Origin of the sequence: Alteribacter natronophilus, assembly GCF_006007885.1 — a bacterium.
GTDB lineage: Bacteria > Bacillota > Bacilli > Bacillales > Salisediminibacteriaceae > Alteribacter > Alteribacter natronophilus.
The window spans coordinates 557,534-574,933 of record NZ_VCRO01000002.1 but is presented as its reverse complement, the minus strand read 5'-3'; the positions used below and the strand labels follow the sequence as shown (position 1 = coordinate 574,933).

Here is a 17,400-nt window from a genome sequence, read left to right as displayed (position 1 = left end):
GTAAAAGTCGTCCAGTATTCCATGGAGGACTACTGAAGGTTGAAAATAAACCGTACTGTTTCCCCGAACGGGGCGGGCACCATGATAATCTGAACAATCACATAACCAAACATGGCCAGTACAGGCACGGTAAGCCAGAGCCCCTGCTTTCTCCGGATCATCATGAAAATACTGAATGCCGTTACTGCAAGCAGAAATAGAAGTATAAACAAAGCTGTCCCTCCACTTGTAAGCGCTTAAAATTCCGGCCTTTTAGGCTGTTTTCGGAAAGATTGCTGTTTTTCTACGCTACAGACCGACGTTTTCCGCGGCAACACCTCAGCCGGGTGAAAGTTTCCTGCTTCTTCCTCTGCCGGTTAAGCTCCGAAGAAGGCTGCGTCGAAGCAACTCGGAGATAACTCACGGAGTAATCGCTCGTCGCTGGAGTCGCGGCCTTTCGCTTCTAAAACCCAATAGCAGCAATCTTTACGAAAAGAGCTTTAAAATTGCCCCCTTTTCCGGAGTAAGGTCTAAGCGCCCAGTCTTGTTATAGTACAGAAATTTCAGTAAATTCTGTTAAATAACATTATGGTTAGTGCGTGCAGGAAAATCAACAAATATCCCTCAAATGTCTCCAATTACAACGTTTTTCCTAGAAACACACATACAAAAATGAGTAAAACGGGTTAGAAATGCAGAAAGTATCACTATGACTATTACAACTGCACTTTTCCTGACCGGACTGCTGCTGTGGGGAGCGGAATGGATTGTTTTTAAGGGAAGTCCCAATTCAAGAGGGGAGGTATTACAGGAATACAGGGTTGCAAGAATCCTCATTGCGTTCACCTTTATTCTGTCTGTGGCAGCGGCTTTCTACCTTGGCTCCAGAACAGAGGAGCCGATGAGCGCCACACATTCCTGCGGACTTTTCTTTCTGCTTTCCGGCGTGTTCCTCCGTTACTGGACTCTCTGGCTCCTCCGTGGAGACCGTGAGGGAACACAGCCGCTCTATTACCACGGCCCGTTCCGGCTGCACCGACATCCCTGTCAGGCCGGCCTGTTTCTCATTTCTTCCGGAATTTCGCTTCTGCTGAGCGGTCACTGGCTTTCACTCGCTGTCACTTTCACCCTCCTCGGCAGCGCCCTTCATTACGTTATGGCAAAAGAAGAGAACCACATGCGCCTTCACTACGGTGAAATTTACGAGTACTGGTGCCGCCACCGTTTCAGACTGTTTCCGTTCATTTACTGAAACGCCCTCTTCTTTCTGCGTGACAAAAACAAAGCAGGAGCCGCTCTGTGGGCAGCTCCTGCTTTTCGTTATGCTGACTCTCCTTTTTTTCTTGCTGCAAGGCCATCAATAAAAGCTTCGGGATTTTCCGGGCTGATAAGGACGGTATCGTGCTTCCTCTCAATCATCACCCCTTCATCAATGGCAGTGGAATAGACAACAAGTGAATTGAAATCCCTGCTCCAGGTGGGAGTTACCTCTTTGACCACCCAGTACTTCCTGCCGTACAGAGGCGCCTTCATCCCTTCCAGCTTTGAAGGATCGTCCAGCTCCTTCACTTTCCTGATTGTTGAGTAAGGAAGTCTTCCGATGACTTTTTTACCGAACCTAACGATCACTTCTGTATCCGTCAGCTCGTACGTCATCATCCCGTCCCTGCGCTGATTCCAGCCAAGGACGGCACTCCAGTTGAAGGTCGTCAGAAAGGCAAGGTATAAAATCCAGACTGTAATTACCGGCGCCTCAAAAAAGGAAAGATCCGGGTGGATAAGAAACGTCAGCAGAACTCCTATTAAAAATACCAGGAGGGTCCTTTCAAAAACAGACATCCGGAAGTCGCTCTTTTTCGCTTTTCCGGTGAGCCTCGTTTTCCGGGCTGTATACACGGAACCTGAGATACGCATCCACCTCCCTGCACAAAATATACTCCTTTTGTATTATACACCAGTTTCCATTTTCAGGCACTAAAAAACCGGCCCATACGGACCGGTTTTTTTCTTCATTTACGCTGCATCATCGATCTTCTTCCAGAAGCGGTCGCGTGCATTTTGAATCTGACGCTCGCGGACTTCTTCGTTGTCGATGTTTTCAAAGTTGCTGATTACATTGGATTTTACATTGTAGAAGTGCTCCTGCTGCTCATTAAACCCTTCAGTAAAGTCCTCTTCACCACGTGGTTTAAGCTGGAATGTACCGTTGAATACAGAGGACATTCCTGTCAAAGTAACGATATCGCCTTCACTGTAAGTGAAACCATCGAACTCGAGCCCTGTACGGTTATCCACACGTACTCTTACTTCAGAGTCATCTCTCGCGGATACGGCATCAAACTCAAACGTACCGAAATTGTTCACCTCTTCAAGGTTTTCGATTTTTACATACTCAAGGTTTACAAGCTGCCCCTGATTTTCCTCCCCCAGTTCACCAGGTGACAGTGTAACTGCTGCCGGCACGTCGACCTCATCTCCGGTCTCTACAGATGAAACCTCCGTGATCTGCAGTTCACCGTTAAAGCTGCCGATTTTTCCGGTTACAGTCACCTCGTAACCTTTGTTGACATCAGCATCCGTCGTGTAGACGTAAATTCCTGCCTGATCATTCTGCATGTAGAAGCCGTTCCCTCCCCATGCACCTGCGTCTGTCGTACTGATTCCGCTCACAGTGACAAGCGTACCTTCTTCAAGGTTCCGGGCTTCGTCAACGGAAACTTCCTCAGGAACGACTTCTTCTTTCTCTTCGGAAGCAGTAATATCCATTTCACCGCGTGGTTTTACCTGCGGTGTACCTTGGAACTGGCTCGATGCTCCAGTCACATCGACTACGTCTCCCTCTTCAAAGGAGAAGCTGTCGTAATCAAGCCCTGAACGATTATCCACACGAACAAGCACAGATTCTTCCCCATAAACGGCGTCGAATTCAAACGTGCCGAAATTACCCTGAGCCTGAAGGTTTTCAATCGTTACTTCAGAAAGTTTGACAAGCTGCGCTTCGTTGTCACTTCCAACTTCTGAAGGAGTAAGTTCAAGCGGTGCAGGTACATCGGCAGTTCCCGTAACTTCAAGGGATTCAAGATCAGTAATCTGCAGCTCGCCGTTAAATTCTCCGCGCTCACCTGTTAATTTAACAGTATCGCCTTTTGAAACGGCTTCTTCATCAAACTGGTAAACATAAATACCAGCAGTGTCATCCTGCAGATAGAAGCCCTGCGCTCCCCATGCACCAGGTGCGGACGTTACTGTACCTTCGACCGTTACTGTTTCACCGTTTGCCGCACTGCGTGCATCGGCAATGGAAACAGGTTCGGAAGGATCTACAGGCTCTTCCTCTCCTACAAACTCCATGGAAGATGGACTTCTAAGACCCGGCTGCTGGAAGTACGCTTCCAGACTTCCGTCCACAAGTACACGTTCCCCAATGTTTCCTGGATTTGTTTCCAGACCAAAATCTCCCCGGAATCCAGCAGGAACCTGTACATAAAGCATTTTGTCAAGGTCTGTTTCACCAGGCTCGTCAGCAATGGCAAAGTTAAAGTCGTTACCAAACGGTGCCTCAAAGTCAACGTTTGTGCCAGAAATAACATGCCCGACAATATATCCTACTACTTCAGCATCCTGTCCCTGTGCTTCACGGGCTTCTGCTACCGTAAGGGCATCTCCCGGAGCAGGTCCCGGACCGGGCTCTTCGCCTTCAGCGTAGTCAATTGTAATTCTTTCGCCTTCCACGTAGTCAATCGGGCCGTCGTGATTTTCCACGTACTCCACAATTGACTCCCAGACCTTGCCGTAGTCATCGTTTACATTTTCATTTCCAAGGTTGTAAAAACCCTGTCCATGCATGAAGTCGTTGTAACCTGCTGTAAATACATCGTCGTCCTTTATCTCAGTCCCGTCTGCAAAATAAAGGTTCACTGTATCAAAACGGCCTGAAGTTTCATTTCCTTCCACAAGTTCATACTTAAGGCCGGAAACCTGAACGTCAACACCGTTATGATAGTTTGCCTGACCAAGAAGAACTTCTTTCATGCGTTCCCCTGTCGTATCCACAGTGACGATTTCGTTTCCAAATCCATCAAGACCTTCAATCATCGCGTCTGTAATCACACCAGGCGCGATTGTGCCATCGATAGAGGAAGCATTCAGAATCGCAGCGTCCGCATCTGTTTTAGTACGAACGGAATCTGTATAGAGATTTCCAAGTCCGCTGTCACCTGCTGCGTTGTTTACAGAACTTAATCCGTTCTCTGTTTCCCCAATTACATTCCCCTCAACAGGGGCATCCGGAGATACTGCAATGCTGATCCGGCCTTCGTTAGCAGAGTAATCGATATACTCATCTTGATCGGTAAGGTAATTTGCGTACTCAATCATCGCTTCTGTCATAAAACCGGCATCACCAATAACTTCTCCTTCAAAGTTATAGCCTCCGCCGCCGGTGCCGATGTAATCAGCTGCAGCTACAGTATAGGTTTCATCCATATCAATGGGTTCACCATTTACAGTAAGCTCTGAGTCGTAATAGTTTCCTGAGTCGTATGTGAGAATGTCATAGTGGAGACCGGAAGTCTGTAAATCTACTGAATTTCGGCGTCCATATGAAAACTCGATAACATCCTGAATCGCTTCACCGGTCATTTCGATAACCATAATTTCATTGGCGAATGGTTCAACTGTATAGATATCACGTTTCGTAATTTCACCTGCGGAAATATCTGCACGGATTCCTCCGTTGTTTGTGAGTGCGATATCCGCATCTGCTTTAAAGGCCATGGCGTCTGTCCAGAAGTTGCCCAGCGGGGCATCCCGGACAGTCCGACCCGCTCTGGAAAGGCCAGTATTGGAGTAACCAATAAATACGTCCAGCCTTTCTCCCATTATTTCGTTCCAGTAGTCAATTAATTCCTGTGTCGGCTCGTATGTTTCAGTCAGTGCCGAAGTTGACTGTAGGAAACCGTCAATTTCCGTAATTTCACGGGTTTCTCCATCTAAAGATACTGTCACATTACCAACATCCAGACCATTCGAGCCTGCCTGAACTATTGATGTACCGTTTACAACCTGAGGAGCAGTCAGTCTCGTGTGGGAGTGACCTCCAATAATCAGGTCGAAAAAGTCAACGGCTTCGGCAAGCTTGCGGTCTTCACTGTATCCAATGTGTGTAAGGGCAATAAACACATCTACTTCATCCGCTTTATGCTCGTACTCAAGAGCTGTCTCGATCGGATCGATGAAGTCGAGTCCAACAATACCTGACGGAGCTGTTGAAGGAGGTGTTTCAGTAAGGCCAAGAACACCTACTGTCAGACCATCCAGATCAAATTCCAGATAAGGATCCGGCTGCTCAATGGCAATTGAGTCATCAACAACTACTGTGTTAGCACTGATCCACGGAAAGTTTGATTCATCTTCACGGGCAGCAAAGTTCTCCTGACCGTAGTCAAATTCATGGTTTCCAATGACCATTCCATCAAGGTTCATTGTATTAAGTACTTGGATAATCGGTTTTCCAAACTCTAAATCTACTACCGGGTTTCCACTGAAAATATCCCCGGCATCAAGGTATAGACTTCTTTCAGCTGCTTCTCTCTCTTCATTAATATAAGCTGCTGCTTTACCCAGTGGGTCAATGCCTGAATGAATGTCATTCGTATGAAGAATCTTCAGTTCAAGATCGTCACTTTCTTCCGCGTGAGCGGTTGTAACCCCAATTGCACCTGTCAACGTCTGGAAGACAAGGGCAAAAACCAAAAACATTGCAAACATCTGTTTAACACCCGGTTGTTTTTTCATATTTCCCTCCCAAAAAAATTGTCCTGCAAAATCAATAATATAACACAATTTTCGAGAATGTTTTACTATTATGTAAAATTAGTATGAAAGATTATAACTAAGAGGGCCTTTTTATTCATAATTATATGATCACAAAGTCACAAATAGTGACATTTTCATATTTTTTTGTCAATTATACACAAAAGAAATATCATGTTGTGAAACCGGAGATGTGGTATATATATACATCTTTTGATTTTCGTTTGCATGGAAACTTCCAGGTATACCACTGAGCTTTTTTCATGACATGTGGCCACCATTCTTCCAGGATTTAATATGATTCAGCCATTTTTGTATCAGGTCGCCCAACCTCTTCCTGCAATTTAATATGATTCAGCCTTTTTCATATTATGTCGCTTATCATCCTTCCGCGATTTAATACAAGTCAGCCTTTTTCATATCATTTCCCCCACCCTCATCCTGCGTTTTAATACGATTCAGCCCCTTTCATATCATTTCACCTTCCTCTTTAAAGAGTCTTAATACCATACAAGAGTGCACCATCCATCCTCAACCCCGTTTCCCATCACATTACAGCAAAAAAGCTCCCGGCCATAATACGGCCGGAAGCTTCAAAGTATTCCTTATGATGTTTTCTTAAGAAACCCGGTATACTTTCTGTCGATGAGCTGGCTTTCAATCCGCTTCATTGTATCGAGAGCCACAGCCACGACGATGAGAAGACCGGTACCACCGATATGAATTGAAGACGGAAGACCCATCCCTACAGTGAAGAGGACCGGAATTACTGACACAGTCGCCAGGAAAAGCGCCCCCACAAATGTAAGGCGGTAAAGCACTTTTGTGATGTAATCCTGAGTGGCTCTTCCCGGACGGATACCCGGAATGTAGCCCCCCTGCCTTTTCAGGTTGTCCGCCATCTGCTCAGGATTAACCTGAACAAAGGTGTAGAAATACGTAAAACCGATAATCAGGAGACCAAAAACGATAAACCCGACAGGCTTCGTCTGGTCAAAGTTCTGTACAATCCATGCAGCTGCAGCGCTGTCAGGGCCAAAGAAGTTGGCAATGGTAGGCGGGAAAATAAACAGCGACATGGCGAAGATAACCGGGATTACCCCTGCTGCGTTCACCTTAAGCGGCAGGTGAGTGGATTGCCCACCCATAGGACGCCCCCCTGCAGCCATTTTTTTAGCGTACTGAACCGGTATTTTACGCAGGGCCTGTACAACGAAAATCACTCCAACTACGAGCGCCAGAATAGCAGCGGCCAGAAGACCGATAATCACCAGATTCAGGAAAAGCTGTTCCCCTGCACCCTGAATGTAGGTAGCGTAAAGCTGGTTCACGCCTCCCGGAATTGCAGCAGCGATCCCCGCAAAAATCAGAATTGAAATCCCGTTTCCTACACCTTTCAGTGTAATGTGTTCACCGAGCCACATCAGGAAGGCTGTTCCCGCTGTCAGCGTCAGGGCAATCATCAGGTATGTAGCTACGGAGGGACTCGTTACAAGACCCGGCATAATATTGTTAAATCCGATGGACATGCCCAGTGCCTGCACGAAGGCAATTCCGATCGTTCCGTAACGGGTAACCTGGGCAAGTTTTTTCCGCCCTGCTTCCCCTTCTTTTCCCCACTGGGTAAATTTCGGAACAACGTCCATACGAAGAAGCTGTACGATAATGGAAGCTGTAATGTAAGGCATAATACCGGTGGCAAAAATTGAGAAGTTTTCCAGTGCTCCACCGCCAAACGTATTCAGAAACCCAAGTGCGGCCATTCCGTCAAAGTTAAGAACTTCCGCGTTCACCCCGGGAGCCGGAATATGCGCTCCAATCCTGAAGACTACGAGCATCAATAATGTGAAAATAATCTTGTTGCGAAGATCCCCCACACGAAAAATGTTACGCATTGATCCAAACATACGTGCACCTCAATCCCTTCTGATGTCCTCTCCTGCAAAGAAGCTGAATACTTCGGGTAATAGCTCCGGCTGATTTCGAGGCTGTCTCTTTTTTTTTCAGCTGAAATCGGCTCTGATACCCGCTTTCTCAATCTTTAAACGTAATATTCTATATTCTAGCACAAAATTCTGATATTTTTTGATTATTTTTTATATTCGACAAAATTAACCAGAATCTTTTCTGCAAACGCCAGGATTCATAATAAATACTGAAAGACTGAGTATTACCCAAAAAAAAGAGACACCTGGTTACCAGGTGCCCGTTTCAGAATCTTTATTTTCCCTCTCTCTTATGAAGAGATCGATGAATGATATTTAGTTACGCCATATTCCGAAAGAAGCTCGATCAGTTCTTCGATAGCGACTTCATATAACTGACGTCCGTCCGCAGACTTATAGATTCCAAGAGACAGGCACTCACTGATGACCGTTTCTTTTTTTGCTGTTGCCATTACTGCTCCTCCTTTAAAGAATCTTTCGCTTCCCCAAGTGTCTTATACCCCCATTGCAGGAATCAAAACCAACAAAAAGGAAAATTAAACTCTGCAGTCAGCAGATGCTCAGGCCTTCCTGTTTAAGGGCATAGGTAATGCCATGCTGAAGAGTTGAAAAACATTTTGTATCTGCAAACACATGACTCAGTTTCGTCATCTTCATGCTCAGTTCCGGGGAAATCCCGACGAGAACCGTTTCCATCCCCAGAAGATGTGTCACGGAGATGAGCTGCCTGATCATTGATATACCGTATTCACTGATTTCTTCGCTTAACCCGGTAAGATCCAGCAGAAGGTAACGTGCTCTGTAGCCGGAAATGTTCTGTGTTGTTTTTTCAACCAGCTCTTTTGAACGGAATTCATCGTATCTGCCGAGAAGTGGAACGACCACAACCTGGTCCAGAACAGGAATAATCGGTGAACTGATATCCTTAATAGTTTTGGAGAGCTCTTCTGTCCGCTTTATGACCTTTTTCTCCAGTTCTGCGATCTCTTTTTGTTCCTGCTGTCTGGATAAATCGTGAATGTTCTGGATCACTGTCACCTCTGAAGGGGCAAAAACAAATTCACAGTACTCCTCCCCTTCCGCCTGACTCGATAAAACGTCGTACCATATGTTCGTATTGAAAAAACCTGAAAACATGCCTGCAAAATGTCCCGGAATAAATGTTCCGCGCCTTTTTTTATTCTGCAGCTTATTCACCCGGTACTCCCAGCTGTTTCTCATCCGGATTACGGCAATAGATTCCTCACTGTCAAGGCTTACCAGTTCAAAATTCCCCCACCCCGCAGCTGAATAAACAGCAGGCAGAAATGACAGTACATCCTCCGGCTTCTGGTCAGTGTTGAAGAAATGTTCGCCGACGATCAGCCCCATACGATACCCGGTCGTCTCCAGCACAACGCTTGCCGCATCCTCCCCTGACACCTCATCGAGCGTATCAAGAAATGTTTTAAAAGCGGAATTGAGCCAGAACAGGATTGCATCCTCTCCCTCAAATGCAAAAGTCCCTCCTTTCTGTTTCCACTCAAACTTTGCCCCGTCCAGTACTTTAGTCTCTGAAGTCATAAACTCTCCCCTTCTCTGTTCTCTATCAATATAAGCCCGCTCCGTCTCCCCCACTTCCTAACAACTTCCATACATTCTTATTTTAACCTTCTTTTTTAAAAAAGAATCGACCGCCACCGGTCGATCCTTTATGCATTCATTAGACATTTGTCTATCATATATGTACTTTTGTCGATCTGAATCAACGAAATTCGACATAAACTTGGTGGATGTTTCGATAATATTACAGGAAGTTTTTAGTTTTATAACGAGTGCAGAAAACCCCTTTTCTTTTATACCCGATAGGGAGTAATATAAAACCTGTGAAAGAGACAAATAGAAAAAGAGAGATAAAATACCAAATACAAAGAAAAAAGGGAGAGGAAAGTATTATGAAAAAGGTCATTATGAGTGTAGCTTTGGCGGGAGGACTTTTGGCAGTACCATCAATTACAGAGGCATCTCTAAGTTCAGGAGACCGTGGTCAGGATGTAAGAGATCTTCAGGTTGCTCTTGCAGAAGAGGGATATAACGGTGGAACTCAGGGAATTTTCGGTCCAAGAACCCTGTCAGCTGTACAAGCCTATCAGCTTGATAACGGTATTTCCAGTCCTGCAGGGAACTTCTACGGAGTAGCAGGTCCAGCTACCCTCGGTTCTCTTGGTCTAAACGGTTCATCATCTTCACCAGCAGTAGCAGGTGTCAGCACAGGAAGTGCGTCCGGTGTGATCGGAACAGCTGAAGGCTACCTCGGAACACCATATCAGTGGGGCGGAACAACCAGTTCCGGCTTTGACTGCAGCGGATTTGTTCAGACAGTTTATGCTCAGCACGGTAAACAGCTTCCACGTACAACGTCCCAGATGTACAGTGCGACAAGCCACGTGTCAAATCCACGAGTTGGAGACCTTGTCTTCTTTGAAACACGTACAGGTCCATCCCACGTGGGAATCTACATGGGCAACAACGAGTTCATCCATGCGGGTGCTTCAACTGGTGTAACTGTATCCAGCCTGAACAGCTCTTACTGGAGCAATGCCTACCTGGGTGCACGCCGCTAATAATATCAAACATAGAAGATAAGCTGCAGGGAAATCTCCCTGCAGCTTTTTAATGCTCGTACATCATCTTTCTTGTCATTCCTCCGTCCACGATTATGTTCTCTCCATTTATAAAGTCATTTTCCGGATCCGTGAGATAGAAGCACGCCTTTAAAATATCCCGGGGTTTTCCGACTCTCCCGGAAAGGTGCTGACTGTGATCCACATGCCTGAGTTCTTTTTCATCACCGGTATGAATCCAGCCCGGTGATACAGCGTTAACCCTGATTCGGTATTTCGCAAGGGAAGCAGCAAAGGAATGTGTCAGCCCGAGAATTCCACCTTTGGAAGCAGCATAAGCCTCCGAATCAGGTTCGCTCATCAGTGCCCTTGTGGAGGCAATGTTGACAATTGAACCATGTATTCCCTGTTTCTCCATAGAGCGGGCAGCTTCCCTCGTACAGAGAAAAACCCCTTTAAGGTTTGTTCCCAGGATCCGGTCCCAGTCCTCAGCTGAAAAATCAAATGCAGGATGGAACTCTGAAACACCCGCATTGTTGATCAGAATCTCAATCGCCCCGTATTTTTCCTCTGTGTGTTTTACAAGAGCTTTTACTTCATCTTCTCTGCTCACGTCGATTTTGAAGAATGTCGCACTGCCATTTTCCCTGAGAATACCGGCAGCGGTCTGCCGGCCGTTCTGTTCATCGATGTCTGCAATGACCACATTTGCCCCTTCTTTTCCATAGCCCTCCGCCAGAGCTGCCCCAATGCCGTTTGCACCACCGGTAATTACTACTGTGCGTTTTGAAAAAGTCATTCCTGCATCCATCCTTTTCTTTCAGTTCCTTATCTATACCCGTCATTTCATACTGCAAAATGCAAAAATCCCTCCGGTCGGCTAACCGGAGGGATAAATATATTATGTATTGGTGGAGACGGTGGGAATCGAACCCACGTCCAGAGATAACGATACCTAAGCGTCTACGAGTGTAGTCAGTTTATTCGTATTTCGCCTTCACTTCAGCCAGCTGACAGGCTTCCATGAGGCTATCCTGATTGATCTCTTCCTTTTGTCCTCAGGCGGTGGACGCAAGGCGTATCCCACTATAAGTGAGTCCCTGATCCTTCACATGGGCGATGAAGGGAGGAACCGCAATAAACAGGTGTTACGCTGCTACTGCGAAGTTGTTTTCTTCTTTGCCAACTATAGGCGATGAGCGTTTTTACGAGGACACTCAGCTCGACCCGCAACTTAAGCTCGACCTATCCCTGTCGAATCCAGAACGTCCCCGTATAAATGGGAATCTGGAGAAACAGAAACAGATGCTATTCTGTTTTCAAATCTACTCAGCCCTCGGGAAGAACCACCATTTCTCCCGCTGACAATTCCTATTATAACACACTCGAATCTTCGGTCAAATGGAAAAGCTCTCCGCCGGTGGCAGTGCTTTCCCTGTAGAATTAACGGCCGAGCTGATGGTCTTTAAACGCACGCTCGATGTCACGTTTGGCTGCTTTTTTCTTCAGATCCTCACGCTTATCGTATTTCTTCTTACCTTTTCCAAGACCAACGAGAATTTTTGCATATCCATTTTTCAGATAAACCTTCAATGGTACAAGTGTATAGCCTTTTTCCCGGGTAAGGCCGATCAGCTGGCTGATCTGTTTCTTGTGCAGGAGAAGCTTCCTTGTCCGAACAGGATCGTGATTGTACCTGTTTCCCTGCTCATAATGACTGATATGCATGTTGTGCACCCATGCTTCGCCGTTGCTCACCCTTGCAAATGAGTCCTTCAGGTTGATACGGCCGGCTCTGATGGACTTGATTTCCGTCCCGGTGAGCACCATGCCTGCTTCATACGTTTCTTCTATATGATAATCATGCCTTGCTTTTTTATTCTGGGCAACCAGTTTTCCGTCCGCCATTTGCTATGCATCCTTTCGCACGTACTTCGATTCCTTTATCATACCAAAAACACAGTGTTTTGTTCAATAAAGGAGGCTGCACCAAAAAGGTGAGTATTACCTTCAGGTGCAGAAACACAGAATCTCTCACGCAAAAAGCGTCCTCCTGCAGCAGAAGAGCATTACTGAACGTAGGCCATGCAGAGTTCGCTGCACTTGTGACAGGCTTCGGCGCAGACCTGGCAGTGTTCATGATCATGTTTGGCGCACTCTTTTCCACATCGCTCGCAGATCTGTGCACAGAGCCTGAGAATGTCCTTCATGCTCGGGCTGTCTGTAATAACCGCTTTCATCGCCAGTTCACACATATCCGCGCACTCACGGTCTGTGCGGATACAGTCACGCATATGTGTCGGATCCTCATCATTCAGGCAGGCTTCGTAGCACTGATTGCAGGCACGGAGGCAGTCCTCCAGCGCTTCATATACTTCTTCAAGCTGGCCATTCATGTGGTTCATCTCTTATCATCTCCTTTTTCACCTTTTATAAGAAAGTTCTACTTTCGTTTTCCCCTCCTGCGCCTCTGAAAAACAGTAATTTTGCTCTGCTTTTGAACGCCCTCTTTCAAAAAGGACGCAGAGAAGCGTTCGGCTTCCCTGCGTCCGGTATTGTCAGTGGTATTAATCAGCGTTTTTTCTTTCCTTTTTTCCCTTTTGGAGCCCGGTCGTAAAAAGGTTTATCTTTTTTCGGGCCGTTTCCTTTTCTGCCTTTCTTTTTCTCCCCGCTTCCGCCGAGTTTCAGTCCTTTGTCTTCCCCGGCTCCGCCTTTCTTTTTACGGGGTGAACGCTTTCCGCCCTGGATAACTTTCGGACGGTCCTGTTTCTTCGCTTTCCGTTCTTTCATCCCTACGATTTCGAAATCAATGATCCGCTCGTCCACATTCACATTCACGACACGGATATCGATCTGATCGCCGATCCGGAAGACCTTTCCGGTACGCTCTCCGATCATGGCATACTGCTTCTCGTCGTAGTGGTAGTAATCATCGGTCAGGTAACTCACGTGTACAAGCCCCTCGACGGTATTCGGAAGTTCCACGAACAGCCCGAAACCGGTCACACCGCTGATTATCCCTTCATACTCTTCCCCGACTTTGTCCTCCATGAACTGCACTTTTTTCAGCTCATCGGTTTCACGGGATGCATCCTCTGCCTGGCGTTCCATCTGCGAGGAGTGATCTGTCAGTGCAGGGAGTTTTTCTTCCCAGTGTGCACGCGTTTTTTCGTCAGTCTTCTTTTCAATCAGGTACGTGCGGATGAGCCTGTGGACAATCAGGTCAGGATAACGGCGGATCGGTGATGTAAAGTGAGTGTAGAAATCCGCAGACAGGCCAAAGTGGCCGATATTGTCGGGATCGTACTTTGCCTGACGCATGGACCTGAGCATCACTGTACTGATGACAGCCTCCTCGGGCTCCCCTTTTGCAGCGTCCAGAATATCCTGCATGGCACGGGGATGAACGCTGTTGGCGCTTCCCTTAACGACATATCCGAAGTTGGTGATAAATTCGAGGAAATGGTTGAGTTTTTCCTCGTCAGGATCTTCGTGAATCCGGTACACGAACGGAAGCTTAAGCCAGTGGAAATGCTCAGCGACTGTTTCATTTGCCGCAAGCATAAACTCCTCAATCAGTTTCTCGGCTACCGAGCGATCCCGAAGCACCACATCAGTCGGCTTCCCTTCCTCGTCCACCAGTACTTTTGCTTCCTTGAAATCAAAGTCGATGGCGCCCCGGTCAAACCGCTTTTTACGGAGAATCGCAGCGAGCTCTTCCATCCGTTTAAAGAATGGAACGAGCGGTTCATAGCGCTGGATGACCTCTTCATCCTCGTTCTGAAGGATTTTCCGGACGTCTGTATACGTCATCCGTTCGGTCGTTTTGATTACACTTTCGAAAATCTCATGATTCACCACTTCCCCTGATGGATCAATCTCCATTTCACAGGCAAGCGTAAGACGGTCGACCTGGGGATTAAGTGAACAGATTCCATTGGAAAGACGATGCGGAATCATCGGGATCACCCGGTCAACGAGGTAGCAGCTTGTCGCACGTTCATAGGCTTCCTGGTCAATCGGCGAGCCTTCCTTCACGTAATGGGAAACGTCCGCGATATAAACGCCGAGCAGGTAGTTCCCGTTATCGAGTTTTTCAACCCGGACGGCATCGTCCAGGTCTTTCGCGTCGGCTCCGTCAATCGTAACAATCGTCTCATTCCTGAGATCGCGGCGCCCGGCAATCTCCTCTTCGCTGATTTCATCCGGTACTTTGTTGGCATGGTCGATGGTTTCCTCGGCAAACTCACCAGGCAGTCCGTGTTTGTGAATAATGGAGAGAATATCCACCCCGGGATCATTTTTGTGGCCGAGAATATCCACCACTTCACCTTCTGCGCTCATACGTCCTTCCGGGTATTTCGTAATACGGACGACGACTTTATGGCCGTCCACGGCTCCGCCCTCTTTTTTCTTCGGAATAAAGATATCGTTCGGAATCCTCTTATCATCAGCTACGACAAAACCGTAGTACTTGTCATCCACATATGTACCGACCACTTCTGTGACACCGCGCTCAATGATGCGGATAATCGTCCCTTCCGGCTTTGAGCCGCCCGATTTGTTATGAAGGCGGACGAGGACCGTATCCCTGTTCATGGCACTGTTCATCTCTGAAGCTGAAATATAAACATCGTCATGCCCTTCACCGGTGCGTACAAATGCAAATCCTTTTGCGTGCATGATAACCGAACCGCGTACAAGATTCATCCGTTCCGGAAGCCCGTACCGGTTACTCCTTGTCCGCACCAGCTGTCCTTCCTCTTCCAGTTCGTTCAAAAGCTTAACAAACTCCTTAAACTGTGAGGAATCGCTGATTTCCAGTGCCTCTTCCAGATCTTTTACCGAAAGTGGCTTGTCTGCCTGATCTCTCATATAATCAAGCACGTATTCTTTGCTCAGGTCTGTCATGATAACCGCTCCCTTCCCTGAAAAATCACATGCTGCGGATTCAGTCGTTCCAGTCCAGACTCTCGAGGAACTGGTAGACATCTTCGTGCAGCTGATCCTTTTCTTTATCAAGTGTAATAATGTGGCCGGACTCCTCGTACCATTTAAGGTCCTTCTGGTCCGATTCCACTTCGCTGTAGATGATGTTCGCACTGTCAGTATCAATCATTTCATCGTGTCTTGCCTGGACGACGAAGACCGGTGCATAGATCATATCCACATGATCCCTTACTTCCTGATTGAGTTCCTGCAGTGCCTTTAACGTATTCATCGGCGTTTTTTCAAATTCCTTCATTTCTTTCTCAATCTGCTCTTCCGGCTTTTTTTCGTAGCGTTTAAACTTACGTGCATACTCAAGTACTCCCTGATACATCGTTTCTTCACTTTTAATGTACATTGGGGCACACATCGGCACAATTCCCTTTACTGGTAGTGTGTACCCAAGCTTAAGGGAAAATACACCACCGAGGGACAAACCTGCTACGGCAATCTCCTCATGCCCCATGTCCTTGAGGTGGTTATACGCTTCCTGAACATCCTCCCACCAGTCTTCAGGCCCTGTATGCACCAGTTCCTCCGGTGGTACCCCGTGCCCTTTATACTGCGGAGCGTGACAGGTATATCCCCGCTTTTCAAGGTACCGTCCAAGCATCCTGACATCGGCGGAATTTCCCGTAAATCCGTGCAGCAGCAGAACAGCACGGTCTCCCCCTTTAAAAGTAAACGGTTTTGGCTGTGAAATTTTCATCATTTCTGAGTCTCTCCTTTTTTCTGTTCCAGTCTCTGAAGTCCTGCCTGCCACCTGCCTTTCCAAAGAATGATGGCAGTCATGCTCACCCTGCGATCTGGTGAGCATGTTTCAACACAGACCCTCACCGGCATCCGGCGGGGCCTTGTCCTCGGATAAAAAAGAATCAATCGTTGAGAATAGTTCCTCTTTTTGCTTCCCGAACCAGATGTAATGCTTCGCGTTTTGAATGTAGTATACCCTTTTATCGTCAGATTGAATGTGTTCATAAAGATACTCCGCACTTTTCCTCGGCGGTACGAGTTCATCACTTTCCCCCTGGATAATCAGCGTCGGGGTTGTTATATCCTTCAGAAGGGGTCTGGCAGAACGTACGACCTTTGTAAACTCATACGCAGCGGCAATTGGCGTGTCCTTAATTTTTCTCCGGTAGAATTCATAAAGTTCCGGATCAAAAACAGGCCCTTCAAAGCCTTCCACCGCCCAGTCCTTCACGTCCTGGAGCAGCTGCTTCGGATTAAGGTAATAGGCTGATGAACTGATCAGTACGAGCCGGTCAACGGGGTATTTTGCAGCCAGGAATCCCGCAAGCATACCTCCCATGGAAAAACCGATCACATATACTTTTTCGCAGCGTTTCAGCAGTTCCTCCATGGCCACACTGGCAGCGTACAGCCAGTGCTTATAAGTAACCTCCTTCATCCCATCCTTCGAGCCGTGGCCCGGAAGATTCGGTGAATAGACAAGCCACCCCTCCCGTTTCTGGAGGTGGTGCGTGATGTCTTTTACCTCATCGGGTGTTCCTGTGAAGCCATGAATACATAAACATCCAATCATTTGATTCACATCCATTTGTGAAGTCTTGTTCTATCATACGTAACGATTTCCCCCGTTGTCACGTGAAGAGCTTTCCTCTGTTTCTGCTTTTCCCTCCACTGCAGGGGCAGAAACATAGACAGGCTCGCAAATCCTGACGTGACGCTCTCCCGAAGCTGACAGGTCAGCTCCCTGCCCACAGCAAAAAGCAGCAAGGGCACTATGCCCTTACTGCTGTAAATGACGTTATTACATGAAAAACGCAACGGTAAGTGTGAGGACGAAAAACAGTACTGCAAGAACGATTGTTGTCTTGCTTAGAACTGCTTCCAGACCACGCGCTTTCTGTTTACCCACCATCTGCTCGGCACCGCCCGAAATCGCTCCGGCCAGTCCGGCACTGCGCCCGGATTGCAGAAGTACTACTGCAATAAGCAAAATGGAGACAATTACTAGAAGTATTGACGCAAATGTTCCCAATCTCTCCACCTCCATCCGACTCTGAAAAGGACGTTAAGATCTGACTCGTCCATTTAATCTAATT

The 17,400-nt window shown here is 47.1% G+C and carries 15 protein-coding genes and 1 other RNA gene; 2 read left to right on the top strand and 14 right to left on the bottom strand.

Going from position 1 to position 17,400, the window contains the following annotated elements:
* Positions 1–29 precede the first annotated feature (29 nt).
* Positions 30–212, bottom strand: coding sequence for a hypothetical protein (locus FGB90_RS09630; protein WP_138810600.1), 183 nt, complete (start codon positions 210–212; stop codon positions 30–32).
* 476 nt (positions 213–688) lie between these two features.
* Here FGB90_RS09630 and FGB90_RS09625 point away from each other — a divergent pair, with 476 nt between their 5' ends.
* On the top strand, positions 689–1,231 hold the full coding sequence (locus tag FGB90_RS09625; RefSeq protein ID WP_138810599.1) for a methyltransferase family protein: 543 nt from the start codon (positions 689–691) through the stop codon (positions 1,229–1,231).
* A gap of 68 nt (positions 1,232–1,299) precedes the next feature.
* Here the strand turns inward: FGB90_RS09625 and FGB90_RS09620 are convergent, their stop codons facing one another.
* The 5 genes from FGB90_RS09620 to FGB90_RS09600 all read right to left on the bottom strand — a co-directional run bounded on the left by FGB90_RS09620 (position 1,300) and on the right by FGB90_RS09600 (position 9,302).
* Positions 1,300–1,893, bottom strand: coding sequence for a PH domain-containing protein (locus tag FGB90_RS09620; RefSeq protein ID WP_138810598.1), 594 nt, complete (start codon positions 1,891–1,893; stop codon positions 1,300–1,302).
* Between the two features lie 99 nt (positions 1,894–1,992).
* Positions 1,993–5,775, bottom strand: a complete 3,783-nt coding sequence (locus tag FGB90_RS09615; RefSeq protein ID WP_138810597.1) for a 5'-nucleotidase C-terminal domain-containing protein — start codon at positions 5,773–5,775, stop codon at positions 1,993–1,995.
* 623 nt (positions 5,776–6,398) lie between these two features.
* The gene (gene secY / locus FGB90_RS09610; RefSeq protein ID WP_138810596.1) at positions 6,399–7,700 is read right to left on the bottom strand and encodes a preprotein translocase subunit SecY; all 1,302 of its coding nucleotides are present in this window, start codon (positions 7,698–7,700) and stop codon (positions 6,399–6,401) included.
* A gap of 329 nt (positions 7,701–8,029) precedes the next feature.
* Positions 8,030–8,191 (bottom strand): Fur-regulated basic protein FbpA, encoded by a 162-nt coding sequence (locus tag FGB90_RS09605; protein WP_138810595.1) that lies wholly within the window; start codon positions 8,189–8,191, stop codon positions 8,030–8,032.
* Positions 8,192–8,288: 97 nt separating this feature from the next.
* A complete protein-coding gene (locus tag FGB90_RS09600) occupies positions 8,289–9,302 on the bottom strand; it encodes an STAS domain-containing protein (RefSeq protein ID WP_138810594.1) in 1,014 nt (337 codons plus the stop codon).
* 371 nt (positions 9,303–9,673) lie between these two features.
* On the opposite strand from FGB90_RS09600, the gene FGB90_RS09595 reads away from it, so the two are divergent.
* Entirely contained in the window at positions 9,674–10,342 is a 669-nt protein-coding gene (locus tag FGB90_RS09595; protein WP_138810593.1) for a C40 family peptidase, read from the top strand.
* A 49-nt stretch (positions 10,343–10,391) separates the two neighbouring features.
* Here the strand turns inward: FGB90_RS09595 and FGB90_RS09590 are convergent, their stop codons facing one another.
* The 8 genes from FGB90_RS09590 to secG form a co-directional block, all read right to left on the bottom strand.
* Positions 10,392–11,141, bottom strand: coding sequence for a glucose 1-dehydrogenase (locus FGB90_RS09590; RefSeq protein ID WP_138810592.1), 750 nt, complete (start codon positions 11,139–11,141; stop codon positions 10,392–10,394).
* 110 nt (positions 11,142–11,251) lie between these two features.
* Positions 11,252–11,615, bottom strand: a transfer-messenger RNA (tmRNA) gene (gene ssrA / locus FGB90_RS09585).
* Positions 11,616–11,785: 170 nt separating this feature from the next.
* Positions 11,786–12,250 (bottom strand): SsrA-binding protein SmpB, encoded by a 465-nt coding sequence (smpB, locus tag FGB90_RS09580; RefSeq protein ID WP_138810591.1) that lies wholly within the window; start codon positions 12,248–12,250, stop codon positions 11,786–11,788.
* A 161-nt stretch (positions 12,251–12,411) separates the two neighbouring features.
* Complete coding sequence (locus FGB90_RS09575) at positions 12,412–12,747, bottom strand: four-helix bundle copper-binding protein (protein WP_438502688.1); 336 nt, start codon at positions 12,745–12,747, stop codon at positions 12,412–12,414.
* A gap of 166 nt (positions 12,748–12,913) precedes the next feature.
* Entirely contained in the window at positions 12,914–15,253 is a 2,340-nt protein-coding gene (rnr, locus tag FGB90_RS09570; RefSeq protein WP_138810590.1) for a ribonuclease R, read from the bottom strand.
* 40 nt (positions 15,254–15,293) lie between these two features.
* Entirely contained in the window at positions 15,294–16,040 is a 747-nt protein-coding gene (locus FGB90_RS09565; protein ID WP_138810703.1) for an alpha/beta hydrolase, read from the bottom strand.
* Between the two features lie 111 nt (positions 16,041–16,151).
* Positions 16,152–16,877 carry an alpha/beta hydrolase gene (locus FGB90_RS09560; protein ID WP_138810589.1) on the bottom strand — a complete coding sequence of 242 codons (726 nt, stop codon included), beginning with the start codon at positions 16,875–16,877 and terminating at the stop codon, positions 16,152–16,154.
* Between the two features lie 228 nt (positions 16,878–17,105).
* Positions 17,106–17,336, bottom strand: coding sequence for a preprotein translocase subunit SecG (secG, locus tag FGB90_RS09555; protein WP_138810588.1), 231 nt, complete (start codon positions 17,334–17,336; stop codon positions 17,106–17,108).
* Between the last annotated feature and the right edge of the window lie 64 nt (positions 17,337–17,400).

What these genes read in the sequence shown, in the direction of transcription:
- FGB90_RS09625 (WP_138810599.1), top strand. Translation starts at nt 689, where the DNA reads ATGACTATTACAACTGCACTTTTCCTGACCGGACTGCTGCTGTGGGGA.
- FGB90_RS09620 (WP_138810598.1), bottom strand. Translation starts at nt 1,893, where the DNA reads ATGCGTATCTCAGGTTCCGTGTATACAGCCCGGAAAACGAGGCTCACC.
- FGB90_RS09615 (WP_138810597.1), bottom strand. Translation starts at nt 5,775, where the DNA reads ATGAAAAAACAACCGGGTGTTAAACAGATGTTTGCAATGTTTTTGGTT.
- secY (WP_138810596.1), bottom strand. Translation starts at nt 7,700, where the DNA reads ATGTTTGGATCAATGCGTAACATTTTTCGTGTGGGGGATCTTCGCAAC.
- FGB90_RS09605 (WP_138810595.1), bottom strand. Translation starts at nt 8,191, where the DNA reads ATGGCAACAGCAAAAAAAGAAACGGTCATCAGTGAGTGCCTGTCTCTT.
- FGB90_RS09600 (WP_138810594.1), bottom strand. Translation starts at nt 9,302, where the DNA reads ATGACTTCAGAGACTAAAGTACTGGACGGGGCAAAGTTTGAGTGGAAA.
- FGB90_RS09595 (WP_138810593.1), top strand. Translation starts at nt 9,674, where the DNA reads ATGAAAAAGGTCATTATGAGTGTAGCTTTGGCGGGAGGACTTTTGGCA.
- FGB90_RS09590 (WP_138810592.1), bottom strand. Translation starts at nt 11,141, where the DNA reads ATGACTTTTTCAAAACGCACAGTAGTAATTACCGGTGGTGCAAACGGC.
- smpB (WP_138810591.1), bottom strand. Translation starts at nt 12,250, where the DNA reads ATGGCGGACGGAAAACTGGTTGCCCAGAATAAAAAAGCAAGGCATGAT.
- FGB90_RS09575 (WP_438502688.1), bottom strand. Translation starts at nt 12,747, where the DNA reads ATGAACCACATGAATGGCCAGCTTGAAGAAGTATATGAAGCGCTGGAG.
- rnr (WP_138810590.1), bottom strand. Translation starts at nt 15,253, where the DNA reads ATGACAGACCTGAGCAAAGAATACGTGCTTGATTATATGAGAGATCAG.
- FGB90_RS09565 (WP_138810703.1), bottom strand. Translation starts at nt 16,040, where the DNA reads ATGAAAATTTCACAGCCAAAACCGTTTACTTTTAAAGGGGGAGACCGT.
- FGB90_RS09560 (WP_138810589.1), bottom strand. Translation starts at nt 16,877, where the DNA reads ATGATTGGATGTTTATGTATTCATGGCTTCACAGGAACACCCGATGAG.